The sequence below is a fragment of the Thalassotalea litorea genome, assembly GCF_005843925.1.
Lineage (GTDB): Bacteria > Pseudomonadota > Gammaproteobacteria > Enterobacterales > Alteromonadaceae > Thalassotalea_A > Thalassotalea_A litorea_A.
The window spans coordinates 86,241-99,678 of sequence record NZ_VCBC01000005.1; the positions used below are offsets into that span (position 1 = coordinate 86,241).

Sequence of the window (13,438 nt, forward strand, 5' to 3'; positions counted from 1 at the left end):
TTATCTTGAGTTAAGGGATATTTGTCGCAAATTACCGAGGTTTGCAATGATAAGTGCCTAAAAGCGTGGAATTAAATGTCTAACACGGGTGTTGGTTTGCGGTCGGCATCGAGTGCCACAAAACTAAACGTGCCGCTAATGGCGTGATGCTTATTGTCTTCGTACATATTTTCAAGGTAAATATCGACTTTAACTTTTAAACTGGTTTTGCCAACTTTTACCACTTCAGCAACCAGTTCACAAAAACTCCCGCTCGGGATGGCTTCTTTAAAATCGATACGATCCGTAGAGATAGTAACTAGAGGTTTGCGACAAAACCGGGTTGCTGCAACAAATGCGATATCGTCCATCCAGGCCATTGCCTGACCTCCGAAAAGCGTATTGTGATGATTGGTATATCCAGGAAATACCGTTTTCGTCTGGAAGCTTTTTGATTGCGCCATACGTTGCGCAATCAATTGTTCACGAGCTGTCAATTTCTATCCTTAACCGGCAACGATTGTCTAAATGGCAAGCATTGGACCAAGCGGCTTACCACCAAGCAAATGCATATGTATATGGAATACTTCCTGTCCACCATGCTGATTACAGTTGAAAATTAACCGATACCCGTCTTCACTAATCCCCTCTTGTGCTGCCAATTTACTGGCAACGACAACCATCCTCCCTAAGGTCACTTCATGCTCAGTTTCAACATCATTAATGGTTGGGATCAAGATATTAGGAACAATAAGAATATGAGTCGGCGCTCTTGGGGTAATATCGCGAAATGCTGTTACACGATCATCTTGATATAGCAGTTCGGTTGGAATTTCCTGACGAATAATTTTCGAAAAAATGGTTTCTTCGCTCATAGCGACTCCTGCGCGCGTGATAAAACAAAACACCGCCCCTAGTTCAATTTAAGGGTACGATGTTTGAAAAATAAGATTAAGCCAGTATAACTGGCCCTAAATTGAACGCTAAATATTAGTTTACCGATGGCGATTGAAACGAGGCAAGCATAGCATCGACCAACTCTTGGATCCTGGCTTGCTTTTCCTCAACTGGAATATTGTCTTTTACCGCTTCGGAAACCTGACTGCGCCAAATCGATTTTTTCAATTTAGGATCTATCATATCGATAATCAACGTACCTTCTACGTAATCCTGGACGTCCACTTGATTAACGGGTGCACCGTAATTGTACCCGCCATAGTATGGGCCACAGCTCCAACAGCTATAAAAGGAGGTGTTATAGCTGCGAATGCGGGTTTTATCTTTAGTAACCACCTGATAACGCACCTGAATATCCGCTTGCTCGGTTGACTGTGCCGCAAGCCCTTTGTTTTCAAGGTTGATATTAATCGCGCGAATGATGCGGTCATTATCCAAATCACTTAAATGCATATTGAATGCTTGATTGTCTTCTTTTGTTGCCTGCATTGCATCAAGTACTGTAAAACTTTTAATTTGTGAGAAATTGTACTCTGGATTGTAATCAATTTCCGGCTTGTAGCTACTTGCGCAGGCACTCAGCAGAACTACCAGACTAACTACGAGTAATCGTTTCATCGTTGCTCCTTCCTTAAAAAACGGCTCGGTAAAAAATTACCAAGGTAATGTATTAATAATATGTGGCAATTGCCCATATTGGAACTATTTACCCTAACTGGTTAATAGATTAACAGAATCTTAGGAAATTAGACCGGAATAAACGACGCTTAATTCGCGTAAAATTTAGAGGAGATGAAATTGGAGCGGCTAACGAGACTCGAACTCGTGACATTCACGTTGGCAACGTGATGCTCTACCAACTGAGCTACAGCCGCAAAATAGGTAATTTGATTGAGATAGAATTGGAGCGGCTAACGAGACTCGAACTCGTGACATTCACGTTGGCAACGTGATGCTCTACCAACTGAGCTACAGCCGCATAAATCCTTCATTGAAATGGTACCCGGGGCCGGACTTGAACCGGCACGTCCGTTAAGACGAGGGATTTTAAATCCCTTGTGTCTACCAATTCCACCACCCGGGCATTAACTATGCCTAGTACGTTTCAATGAAATTAGAAAGAGAGTTGGAGCGGCTAACGAGACTCGAACTCGTGACATTCACGTTGGCAACGTGATGCTCTACCAACTGAGCTACAGCCGCTTCGAAATGCAATACTTAAAGAGTTGGAGCGGCTAACGAGACTCGAACTCGTGACATTCACGTTGGCAACGTGATGCTCTACCAACTGAGCTACAGCCGCATATCTTTAAGTTTACACTTATATTCTATTACATCCCAAATTGAGAAGAAATGGTACCCGGGGCCGGACTTGAACCGGCACGTCCGTTAAGACGAGGGATTTTAAATCCCTTGTGTCTACCAATTCCACCACCCGGGCAGAATGGAGGCGGGTCCCGGAGTCGAACCGAGGTCCACGGATTTGCAATCCGCTGCATAGCCACTCTGCCAACCCGCCTATTTCATCAACAAGTTGGTGATGTATTTCCCTGAAAACTTTGGAGCGGCTAACGAGACTCGAACTCGTGACATTCACGTTGGCAACGTGATGCTCTACCAACTGAGCTACAGCCGCTTTCCTGTGTTGACTCCCTGTCAACGGATGAGCATTCTACATCGAATTTATTATGAGTCAACAGTTAAATATCATTTTTCTGCTGACTGGTTAAATAACAGCTAAACTGCTGATTTTTTAACTCAACAAACGCTTTATTGGTTAATTTTTACCACTTAATTGTGGCCATGAAGCTTTAAGATATTGAAACATGGAAATAAAGGTAAAGAATGTCGCCAATGCGTAAAACGCCCAGGCAGCCCACATCACTACCATCGCAGGCACATCAAACAAAACTAAAGGGATCGGATAATCCGGTTTCCAGATCAGTCCCATTAACGCTAACATTTGGCAGGCAGTCTTCCACTTGCCAAGTGAAGATACCGCGACACTGTCTCGTTTACCGAGATCCGCCATAAATTCTCGTAGCGCAGAAATCACAATTTCCCGGCTAATCATAATTAACGCTGGTACGGTAACCCACCACACCTGGTAATCGGCGACAATTAGCACCAACGCCACCGTAACCATGAGTTTATCCGCCACTGGATCGATAAACGCGCCAAACTTACTCGACTGTTTTAAGCGCCTTGCCAGATAGCCATCCAGTGCATCGCTAATCGATGCAAGCCAGAATACAAAGGCAGCACCAAAATGAGACCAGGACACGGGTAAATAGAAAACAACGATAAACACCGGTATCAACAAAATACGAAACAAGGTTATTTGATTAGGAATAGTCCACATAATTCTTATTAATCAGGATTTTTTACTATTTTACATTAAAGGGATCAGTTGTCATGCAGGCTTTCGAAAATATTTTTTGCTAGCTCTAAACTTACCCCGGGAACTTTCGCTAATTCTTCGACACTGGCTTTCTTAACTTCCTGCAAGCCACCGAGATATTTTAGCATCGCTTGACGACGTTTGGGGCCAATTCCAGGAATATCCTCTAAACTCGATTTTTTGGCGACTTTAGCGCGCTTAGCCCGATGGCCCGCAATGGCAAATCGATGGGATTCATCACGAATATGTTGCACTAAATGTAATGCTGAAGACGTTGGTTCAAGCGAGATTAATTGATGAGAGCCGGCCATGATTAATGTTTCCAGGCCTGGTTTTCTTGATTCTCCTTTCGCGACCCCCACCAACAATGGTGTTTTCGGCAACTCTAACTCATTAAAAAACTGCTCTGCCCTGCCTAATTGGCCTTTCCCCCCGTCAATAAAGACAATATCCGGAAATTTATCCTCGGCGGTTAATTTGCCATAGCGCTTTTTCAGCGCAAATGACATCGCAGCATAATCATCGCCTGGCGTAATACCATGCACGTTATAGCGGCGATAATCACTCTTTAATGGACCTTCAGGGTTAAAAACCACACAGGATGCAATCGTTTGTTGGCCCATGGTATGACTGATATCAAAACACTCGATACGTTCAATCGGTGTTGATAAGTCGAATAACGCATTTAGCTGCTCGAATCGGGCCTGCATCGATTCCTTGTGGGAATTTTTAACCCGCAATGCAGTTTCCGCATTGGTCGATGCTAATGCCAGGTATTTCTTTCGCTCCGTACGTACATTACTCAATAGCTTTACGTCATAGCCAACCTCTGAGGACAATAACGACTGTAATTGCTGTTTGTCAGGTATTGTCATTGGCAGCACGATTTCTTTGGCAATGTTGCCCTGCTCTACGCTTTGTCCCAGATAGTTTTGGCTAATAAATGCCTCGATAATATCCGTATCTTCAGTGTCTGCAGGGATAGAAGGGAAATAGCTCTTGCTACCCAGTATTTTTTGATCACGAACAAATAGCTGATGGATGCAGGCTTGATTTTTTAGTCGGTAAAAACCAAGAACATCCAACTCGGCGGTCATCCCGGAAACAAATTGTTGCTGCTGTACTTTTCGTAAGGTGGCGATTTGATCTCGATAACTCGCCGCCTGCTCAAATTGCAGCTTTTCACTGGCTTGCTCCATTTTACCGACCAAATTTTCGATGACCTGATCGTTTTTACCGCGCAAAAATAGTTTCGCAAGTTTTACCTGCTCTGAATACTCGTCATCACTCACTTTACCTACACAAGGAGCCGAGCAGCGTTTTAATTGATATTGCAAACATGGTCGAGAACGAGCCCGGTAATAGCTATCTTCACATTGTCGAATGGGAAACAAGCGTTGCATTAGCCTGAGACTTTCCCATACCGCACCAGCGCTCGGAAACGGTCCAAAATAATCGCCTTTGATTTTTTTTCCACCCCGATGGGCACCAAGTTTAGGGTGTTGATGATCGGTTATCAAAATATAAGGATAGGATTTATCATCGCGCAGCAGGATATTGTATTTTGGCAGATACTTTTTAATGTAGTTATTCTCAAGTATCAGTGCTTCGCCTTCGGTGTGCGTTACCGTAACGTCTATGGCACGAATTTGCGCCACTAAAGCGCGAGTTTTGGTTGAGCCTACATCTTTACGAAAATAACTGCTTAAACGTTTTTTAAGGTTTTTCGCTTTGCCAACATAAATAACCGTAGAATTGGCGTCATACATCCGATATACGCCATTTTGCTCGGTGGTAACTTTCAAGAAGGCGTGATAATCGAAGTCGTTCGATTCACTCATTGACTACAAAGCTTCACTATTAACCAAACCATAGCGGATCGCCAAATGCGTCAATTCAACATCATTGGTCACCGACAACTTTTCAAACATACGATACCGATAACTATTGATAGTTTTACTGCTTAAGCTTAATTGCTCAGAGATATCGGTTACTTTTTCACCGCGAGTTATCATTAGCATTATCTGTAATTCACGTTCAGACAGCGCATTGAAAGGATTATCATTATCGGAATCAAACTGACTTAGCGCCATTTTTTGCGCGATTGAGGCCGGTAGATATCGTTGCCCCGCATTTACCGCTTTTATCGCCTGTACCATTTCATTGCATCCTGCACTTTTTGAGAGAAATCCACTTGCACCAATTTGCATAACTTTGGCTGGATAGGGATCTTCAACATGCACGGTCAGCATAATAATTTTACAATCAGGTACGTAGCGGAGTATTTTTTTTGTGGCTTCAAGTCCGCCTATGCCCGGCATATTCATATCCATTAGCACCACGTCTGGTTCAATTTGCCGACAAAATTGCACGGCTTCCTCACCGGTCGCAACTTCAGATATCACTTTAATGCCTTTAACATCTTCTAAAATACGACGGACCCCAGTGCGCACCAGATCATGATCATCAACTAATAACACCTTAATCAAGGCTCTCTCCTTTACGTCTTTAATTTTTTATCCGTTAGTACCAATAAAGATTATCAGTTTCCCTGACAATTGAGCACTATAAATTGTTTTTTTGTAGCCATTTGCTTAATAAACCGATTTGCCCGTTTTTATATGCGGCGTACGTTAACCTCAATGCATTGGTCAATATCTTACTATCGGTCCAGTCAGTTTGCTCACTAATTAACTCATAACATTTCAATGCTTCGTCATTGAGATAGCCCCGAACCTCTTTTTTCCCGAGGTTCTTCTGGCGCTCCCGATAGCGTTTTTGCTTTTCAGCATTGGTAAGGGGCGCTTTCTTGCTTGAGTCCGTACTATTCGCCAGTTCATTTAAGGCATCTTCAAAATTGTCTGTATTCGCCATTGCTCTCACCTTTTTGAATTCAACCCCATGGTTACGCATAACCAATAAAAAAGCAACAAATCGAATTTTTTAGTTGTCTCGTGTACGCCTGTTCGCTAAAGTAGCCCCATATTTAGTGTACACGTGTACACTGAGGTCGGAGGAGTTGTTTTTTTCATCAGACTAAAACACCACTCCTCCTTGCCTTTATTTGCTTTTCATAACATTCAGAGGTTTTCAATAAACGCTATGGGACAACAACAATCCTTCGACAAAAACGACTTAATTAAAGCCGGCACGGGTGAATTATTCGGCGAAGACAATTCAAAACTGCCTTCTGACAATATGCTGATGATGGATCGCATCGTATCAATCAACGATGACGGCGGTGAGTTTGGCAAGGGCGAAATTATCGCGGAACTGGATATTAACCCAGATCTTTGGTTTTTCGATTGTCACTTCAAAGGTGATCCGGTAATGCCAGGTTGCCTGGGTCTTGACGCTATGTGGCAATTGGTTGGATTTTTTCTGGCATGGTCCGATGGTCCAGGGCGTGGACGAGCGTTGGGTGTAGGGGAAGTGAAATTTACTGGTCAAATTTTACCTACGGCGAAAAAAGTTACCTATAAAATTGTTATGAAGCGTGTGATCAAGCGTAAACTGTTTATGGGGATTGCGGATGGCATCGTAGAAGTTGATGGCCGCGAAATCTATAAAGCGACCGATTTAAAAGTTGGTTTGTTTACTGATACGTCTAAATTCTAATCTTGACCGATTATCAATAAAAAAGGAGAGCGTATGCTCTCCTTTTTTTTACTCAATTTTGCGTCTGGTCATTAGGTTGACACGCTTTATGTACTCAATCTTATCTGTTTACAGTTAAGTTACTTGAGATCAGAAGTACTGCGCTTAGCGTCTAACAGGGCCTACAATGAGTAAATGACATTGACGGCATGTTTTCTAACCTTGGTCATAGGCAAAACTAGTTTCGGCGGCGGAATAAGGTTAATAAACCAAGGCCTGCTAACCACAATAGGTTGAGTCCTGCACCTTTGCGTTCTACTTTATTATCTTCTTCACCACAGTCTTCAATTTCGCCTTCTATTGGGCGAAGGTAAACGGCACGGAATACGTCTTCTTCAATAGGGTTGCCACTATCGTCAACTACCAACTCGCCTTTTGCATCGCGCAAAGGTTCTTTCACAAGTGCCGTTGCAACAATTTCATTTTCATTGTTGATATCGCGAGCTTCAATAATGGTGTACTTTGAGTCACAACTTAATAAGTCGTTAAGATTATGGAACTCATCGGTTTTAATGTTGTACATGAATCCTGCACGACGACGGGTGTTACTACGATCATTAAAGGTTTCATATTCGCCTTCTCCAACAATAATATCATTGTCATTTATCGCAAAACCGATACTGGCAGATCCCGGGAAGAAATCATCAATAAGGTTAATTGACACTTCTTCTTCATTGGCATCCGCGAAATACACTTTAGTACGCAAAGTACCGTTTACAAGCTTATTGACATAACCGGTTACGATCCCGTTATTATTGATCGCCAGACCTTCCGATGTTGTATAGCCGTAACCTCTATAAAAATCATCGCGGTCTGTAAACTCAATCACCTGATCGCCTTTAAAAATACCGGCGAAATAGCCATAGCGTTCATCGTCATCGGGATCGGTTGTCTCATCATCCAACCAGGCTGCCGTAAGGCCGACCGCAATGCCTGAATCATTAATCGCATTGGCAATACTAATGATTGATGTACGTTCATCTTCCGGATGACGGTTATCATCGACGGCGGTTCCTAACAATTCAGGCTCGCCAACAATTTGACCGGAAGAGTCAAGTTCCCAACGAACTGCACGTTGCTGATAAATCGTACTTTTTTCACGGGAAATACAAATTTCTTGTGGAATATCGGTTATTCTATCGTCGTTAACAACACCGTCAATTTCATCAAGAATACATTTGGTTTCCAAATCTTCGAGTTCTGTTTCATTGATACCAACAGAACTACTACCTACGACCTGACCATGTACGTTGACATCATATATCTGTGAAATACCACCGTACAATGACTCTACAGGCGTTAATTCAACCACGGTGTCGTCGTTAAAACGGATAAAACCGCGTTGATCAAAATCTCGTACCCAGTATTGAACGGCCTCTTCATCATCACCGGCATCTTCCGGTAAAAATGGTTCGAGTGGGAGAAATGGCGCCGAAGATTGCCCAAAGATCCAACCATTATCCGTGATCCCCGACGGTGTTTCTGCAGTTGAACGTGTTAGTTCATCGGTACCTTCAAAGGGTTTATCAAACAAAGTGATAGGTTGCGAGAAGGCACCATCATATTTGAAGATATAAGTTTCAGCGACACTTTGATAAAGCTGTGAGGATTGACCTCGAAGCCAGTTTACGGTCCACCACAATGCATTTGCATCAGGATTGCCCTCTTTTAGGTCTTCAAATTGTTGGTCGGTAATTTCATACGCGTACAAATAACGTTCATTTTGATTCTCCGCAAGCTTGCGAATGCTTTCAAAATCATCTTCGTCCAATAGGTCATATTGAACAGGAAAATTATAAGAACTGTTACCATAAACAACGGCTTCACCCAGATTATTTTGTTTAATACCAAAGGTGTTTTTTACCGTATCAACTAATCCGAGATCATCCACTTCATAGGTAGCAGCCTGAGCTTGCTGAGCGAAAAACGCAGAGGTCACCGCTAAGGTGATCAAGGATTTACATAAGGTTTTCATTAACTACTCTTCTCTTGAAATTCTTCTAATTCTTGCCAACGCTCATAGGCATTCTCTAACGCACGTTCCTGCGCTTGCAATGTTTCGAGTATTGGCTGGGTAATTGTACTGTCCTGATTGAAAAAATCAGCGCTATTAATTTGCAATTGTAACGCTTCTACCTCACCTTCCAGTTTTTCTAATAGTGCGGGTAAGGCGTCTAATTCTCGTTTATCTTTGTAAGATAACTTAGTATTTGTTTTTTTAACTGAACTCGTTTTTACTTTAGTATTGGCTTTGATGTCAAATTGTTTCTTTTGTTCCGCTTTATCTGCTAAATATTTTTCAACATCAGAATAACCACCAAAAATTTGGTTGATTGTACCACTACCATCAAAATAAAGGCATGAATTCACACAATTATTCACAAAATCCCGATCATGGCTGACCAACAATACCGTGCCTGGATAGTCGTTTATGACCATTTCCAGCAGTTCTAATGTTTCAATATCCAAATCATTCGTCGGTTCATCGAGGATGAGTAAATTACTGGGCCTGAGGAACAACTTCGCCAATAATAACCGATTCCTTTCTCCCCCGGATAATGCTCGCACTGGAGTGCGGGCTCGTTTTGGGCTAAATAGGAAATCCTGTAAGTAACCTAACACATGACGTGTTCGGCCGTTAACCGTTATTTCCTGTTTTCCTTCCGAGACTGCATCTTGTACCGTTTGATTCACATCCAATTGCATGCGGTGCTGGTCAAAATAGGCAATTTCCAAATTAACGCCAAGTCGCATTTTTCCTTCGGTGTTTTCTAATTGCCCTGTGATCAATTTAAGCAAGGTTGATTTACCAGTACCATTGGCGCCAATCAAGGCAAGCTTCTCTCCTCGGGTAATTAACAATTCGAGATCGCGAATAATAACTTTTTCACCGAAGGCTACACCAACCCCTTCCCCTTCAAAGACCATTTTGCCGCTATTATCCCCTTTCGCGAACGTCATTTGCCCTTGCATTTTCACATCTCTTCGTTGGTTACGTTCTACCCGTAACTTCTCTAATGCACGGACTCGGCCTTCATTGCGAGTTCGGCGAGCTTTAATGCCCTGGCGAATCCAGGTTTCTTCTTCGGCGAGACGTTTGTCAAACAACTGATTTTGTTGCTGTTCGACCTGTAAGTCGTGTTCCTTCATCTCCAGGTATTTATCATAATCCCCGGGATAACTTGTTAATATGCCACGATCTAAATCAACAATTCGGTTTGCCATAGAACGGATAAACGCGCGGTCATGACTAATAAAAATAATGGTGCCATTGAAGCCTTTTAAAAACGTTTCCAGCCAAAGTACACTTTCAATGTCCAAGTGGTTGGTTGGTTCGTCAAGCAACAGAACATCCGGATCCCTGACAAGCGCCTGAGCCAACGCAATTTTACGTAACCAACCACCAGACAAAGAATTGACGCTGTCGTCAGCATTTAATGCAAGTTTGCTTAATACTTGTTCGATACGTTGTTCATCTTGCCAAGCGTTGTTCCTTTCAAGCTTCACTTGAATATCGGTTAATCGAGCAAGGTTCTGTTCTGATGGGTCGTGAGCTACTAACGTAGTGAGCTGATGATACTCACGAATTAAGTCGCCATTGGCTTTCAAGCCTTCGGCAACGTAGTCAAAAATACTTTGTTCAGAGGTTTGTGGCGGATCCTGGGCAAGCATCGCGACAGTTATTTCATTAGAAAACACCAACTGACCATCATCGAGTAATTGATCCTGATTAATGATTTTTAATAACGAAGATTTACCCGCACCATTGCGCCCTACAAGACACACCCGTTCTGAAGATTTAATCCTAAGCTCAGTGTTGGCCAGAATTTTGTCGTCACCAAACGCTAATTCGGCATTTGTTATTCTAATTATTTCCATCTATAAACTCGTTTAACTGCTCTAGATCAAATGGCCAGCCCAATACTTGGTCTCGGCCTTGAACTTCGATTACCGGTATCGTATTTTTAAATTTTTCTAACCAAACAGGATCATCAACAATATCGCGATATTCCAATTGTTCTTGATCAATACTTGCACTCTGATTGCACAATGCTAACGCCAAATCACACAAGTGGCACCCAGCGGTGCCATACAAATAAATTTTATTCATCGGGTTTATCTACGGGTAACGATCCAACTATTGTGAATATGTTTATTTCGTTTAAAGTCCATATCTCGCGTTTTCTCAGTAAGTTCGTCGGCCTTAAATCCTAGCGCCGCAAGCGCTTCATGATCCATTTTAAAATGACGCTTATTGTTGGTGAAAATAAGTTCTCCACCCTCAGCGACCGCTTTCATTCCCATACTGAGGAGTTCGACGTGGTCCCTTTGCACATCAAACGTTTTATCCATGCGTTTAGAGTTTGAGAACGTAGGAGGATCAATAAATACAAGATCAAACTTGCTTTGGTTCTTTTCTAGCCATTGCAGGCAATCCGATTGTTCAAAGCGGTATTTATGCGAGCGCAAACCATTAAGCTCAAAATTATCCTGCGCCCAATCAAGGTAAGTATGAGACATATCGACAGTTGTGACCTGCTCCGCTCCACCTATTGCCGCCTGAACGGATACCGAACCGGTATAAGCAAATAAGTTCAACAGGCTTTTCCCTGACGCTTTTTTGGCAACCAGTTGTCGTGTTTTACGGTGATCGAGAAACAATCCCGTATCCAGGTAATCCCAAAGATTGACTTTCAATCGAGCATCATATTCCTGAACCACCATAGAGCGGTCGGTTTTACCTAAGCTTTGATACTGATTCTTGCCTTTTTTCTTTTCCCGAGTTTTTAATGACACTTTCTCAGGTACAACATTAAGCACTTGTGGTGCCCAAAAAATAACTTCTTGTAATCTGGCTGCAGTTTTGGATTCTTCAATGTTCTTAGGTGCCGCGTATTCCTGAATGACAATATGATCGTCATAAACATCGACGGCGACGTTATATTCAGGAATATCGGCATCATAAACGCGATAGCAATTGATCGCATTTTGCTTCAGCCAGCCCTTCAAACCTTTCAGGTTCTTTTTAAGTCGGTTTGCAAAGGCACTTGGTTGGCTCGTATCGATAGCTGCACCAGCCCCCCGCTCTGCTTGCTCGGTGCTAATTTCGTAAAGAGCAAAAATACAATCGAGAGGCCCGTTCTTAAACTTATAGCGCTTATGGCTCGCCAACTTTAATAACTTTAACGTTTCAGGGTTGCCACTAATAATGGCCATCTTCCAATCAACAAACTCTTTTTTGATTTGTTGACCAAGTTTCGTAAACGTTGCAACTAACTCCGGTAGAGAACCAATACGCTCACCATAAGGAGGATTAAAAACGATATGACCCGTAGAGTTAAATGGATTCTGTAAGTCTTCCGCATTGCCGAGTTTAAACTCAATGTGATCGGAAAAGCCGGCGTTACGCGCGTTAGCTTTTGCGGTTTTCAACACCCGCGCATCCATATCAAAGCCATAAACTTTGCTGGTTAATTTGCTAAACTGTTGCGCATTTCGTGATTCTTCTTCCGCGAGAATGGATTGCCATAACTGGGCTTGATGTCCATGCCAGTATTCAAAGCCCCATTGTTCTCGGTTAACCCCTGGAGCAAGATCTGCTGCCATTGCGATGGCTTCCAGCAAAATCGTACCTGACCCACACATAGGGTCAACCAAAGGCTTACTAGTGTCTTCTAACCAACCACTGCGAAGAATCAATGCTGCAGCCAGGTTCTCTTTCATCGGAGCGGCACCAGTATGTTCGCGATACCCTCGGTTAAATAGAGAGCGTCCTGAAAAATCCAGGTAAAAATGTACCTGATTCTTGATAAGGCGTGCCTGAATGCGAATGTCTGGACGAGATTTTTCTACATTAGGTCGTTCTAAACCCGCATCTCGAAATCGATCAACAATCGCATCTTTAACGGTAAGTGCACCAAATTGAGAATCCCTAATTGCCTGGTTCTTACCGACAAAGTCAACGGCAAATAACGCATCACTATCAAACTGTTCAGGCCAGACAATATCCAATGCTGCATTATATAAGTCTTCTTTTGACTGCACCCCTGCAGGTTCAGATAGTTGCAATAAAACACGACTTGCCAATCGAGTTTTTAAAACAATTCGATACGCGGTTTCAAATTCTGTCTGAAAATAAACACCTTCAGGTTTTTGCACAACCTGTTGGCCGCCAAGGGCAGTGATTTCCTCAGCAAGTAAGGGTTCGATTCCAAAGGAGGTTAACGCTAAAAAATTTTGCATAATATCTGTCGCGGGAGTTCAATGGCGTGGATTATAAACAAAGACAGTGTTTTTGTCCTGAATGAATTGCTAATAAAAGAGACAAAGTTAATCATAACTTATGAATAAGAATAGCAATTCGGACAATAAAGCGTCAGCTTGTGTGTTAATCGCTCAAGATTACACTTTGTTATAATATTTGTGTGTTTATCGCTTGCATTG

Annotated in this window: 12 protein-coding genes and 8 tRNA genes; 1 reads left to right on the forward strand and 19 read right to left on the reverse strand. The window is 42.5% G+C overall.

Going from position 1 to position 13,438, the window contains the following annotated elements; all coding sequences use genetic code 11:
• Positions 1 to 71 precede the first annotated feature (71 nt).
• The 15 genes from FE810_RS05785 to FE810_RS05855 all read right to left on the reverse strand — a co-directional run bounded on the left by FE810_RS05785 (position 72) and on the right by FE810_RS05855 (position 6,211).
• Positions 72 to 443, reverse strand: coding sequence for an acyl-CoA thioesterase (locus tag FE810_RS05785; protein ID WP_138319300.1), 372 nt, complete (start codon positions 441 to 443; stop codon positions 72 to 74).
• 60 nt (positions 444 to 503) lie between these two features.
• Positions 504 to 854, reverse strand: coding sequence for a purine nucleoside phosphoramidase (gene hinT / locus FE810_RS05790; protein ID WP_138319101.1), 351 nt, complete (start codon positions 852 to 854; stop codon positions 504 to 506).
• A 115-nt stretch (positions 855 to 969) separates the two neighbouring features.
• Positions 970 to 1,554 (reverse strand): DUF4136 domain-containing protein, encoded by a 585-nt coding sequence (locus FE810_RS05795; protein ID WP_138319102.1) that lies wholly within the window; start codon positions 1,552 to 1,554, stop codon positions 970 to 972.
• Positions 1,555 to 1,735: 181 nt separating this feature from the next.
• Positions 1,736 to 1,811 (reverse strand) — tRNA-Gly (locus FE810_RS05800).
• A gap of 28 nt (positions 1,812 to 1,839) precedes the next feature.
• Positions 1,840 to 1,915 (reverse strand) — tRNA-Gly (locus tag FE810_RS05805).
• Between the two features lie 18 nt (positions 1,916 to 1,933).
• Positions 1,934 to 2,020 (reverse strand) — tRNA-Leu (locus FE810_RS05810).
• Between the two features lie 43 nt (positions 2,021 to 2,063).
• Positions 2,064 to 2,139 (reverse strand) — tRNA-Gly (locus tag FE810_RS05815).
• A 24-nt stretch (positions 2,140 to 2,163) separates the two neighbouring features.
• A tRNA-Gly gene (locus tag FE810_RS05820) sits at positions 2,164 to 2,239 on the reverse strand.
• Positions 2,240 to 2,290: 51 nt separating this feature from the next.
• A tRNA-Leu gene (locus tag FE810_RS05825) sits at positions 2,291 to 2,377 on the reverse strand.
• A gap of 4 nt (positions 2,378 to 2,381) precedes the next feature.
• Positions 2,382 to 2,455: transfer RNA gene (locus tag FE810_RS05830), tRNA-Cys, on the reverse strand.
• Between the two features lie 41 nt (positions 2,456 to 2,496).
• A tRNA-Gly gene (locus FE810_RS05835) sits at positions 2,497 to 2,572 on the reverse strand.
• A 141-nt stretch (positions 2,573 to 2,713) separates the two neighbouring features.
• Positions 2,714 to 3,298, reverse strand: a complete 585-nt coding sequence (pgsA, locus tag FE810_RS05840; protein ID WP_138319103.1) for a CDP-diacylglycerol--glycerol-3-phosphate 3-phosphatidyltransferase — start codon at positions 3,296 to 3,298, stop codon at positions 2,714 to 2,716.
• A 44-nt stretch (positions 3,299 to 3,342) separates the two neighbouring features.
• Positions 3,343 to 5,178, reverse strand: coding sequence for an excinuclease ABC subunit UvrC (gene uvrC, locus FE810_RS05845; protein ID WP_138319104.1), 1,836 nt, complete (start codon positions 5,176 to 5,178; stop codon positions 3,343 to 3,345).
• Positions 5,179 to 5,181: 3 nt separating this feature from the next.
• On the reverse strand, positions 5,182 to 5,826 hold the full coding sequence (gene uvrY, locus FE810_RS05850; protein WP_138319105.1) for a UvrY/SirA/GacA family response regulator transcription factor: 645 nt from the start codon (positions 5,824 to 5,826) through the stop codon (positions 5,182 to 5,184).
• A gap of 76 nt (positions 5,827 to 5,902) precedes the next feature.
• Positions 5,903 to 6,211 carry a hypothetical protein gene (locus tag FE810_RS05855; protein ID WP_246036923.1) on the reverse strand — a complete coding sequence of 103 codons (309 nt, stop codon included), beginning with the start codon at positions 6,209 to 6,211 and terminating at the stop codon, positions 5,903 to 5,905.
• A gap of 228 nt (positions 6,212 to 6,439) precedes the next feature.
• Between FE810_RS05855 and fabA the strand changes: the two genes are divergently transcribed.
• Positions 6,440 to 6,955, forward strand: coding sequence for a bifunctional 3-hydroxydecanoyl-ACP dehydratase/trans-2-decenoyl-ACP isomerase (gene fabA / locus FE810_RS05860; RefSeq protein ID WP_138319106.1), 516 nt, complete (start codon positions 6,440 to 6,442; stop codon positions 6,953 to 6,955).
• A 217-nt stretch (positions 6,956 to 7,172) separates the two neighbouring features.
• Here the strand turns inward: fabA and FE810_RS05865 are convergent, their stop codons facing one another.
• Genes FE810_RS05865 through rlmKL form a run of 4 tightly spaced genes read right to left on the reverse strand, consistent with a single transcriptional unit; the run spans position 7,173 to position 13,237 of the window.
• Positions 7,173 to 8,969, reverse strand: a complete 1,797-nt coding sequence (locus FE810_RS05865; protein WP_138319107.1) for a DUF3466 family protein — start codon at positions 8,967 to 8,969, stop codon at positions 7,173 to 7,175.
• A complete protein-coding gene (gene uup, locus FE810_RS05870) occupies positions 8,969 to 10,873 on the reverse strand; it encodes an ATP-binding cassette ATPase Uup (protein WP_138319108.1) in 1,905 nt (634 codons plus the stop codon). Before uup ends, FE810_RS05865 begins: the two co-directional genes overlap by 1 nt.
• The gene (locus tag FE810_RS05875) at positions 10,860 to 11,105 is read right to left on the reverse strand and encodes a glutaredoxin family protein (protein WP_138319109.1); all 246 of its coding nucleotides are present in this window, start codon (positions 11,103 to 11,105) and stop codon (positions 10,860 to 10,862) included. The genes uup and FE810_RS05875 overlap by 14 nt, the downstream gene beginning before the upstream one ends.
• Before the next feature lie 5 nt (positions 11,106 to 11,110).
• Positions 11,111 to 13,237 (reverse strand): bifunctional 23S rRNA (guanine(2069)-N(7))-methyltransferase RlmK/23S rRNA (guanine(2445)-N(2))-methyltransferase RlmL, encoded by a 2,127-nt coding sequence (gene rlmKL, locus FE810_RS05880; protein ID WP_138319110.1) that lies wholly within the window; start codon positions 13,235 to 13,237, stop codon positions 11,111 to 11,113.
• Positions 13,238 to 13,438 lie beyond the last annotated feature (201 nt).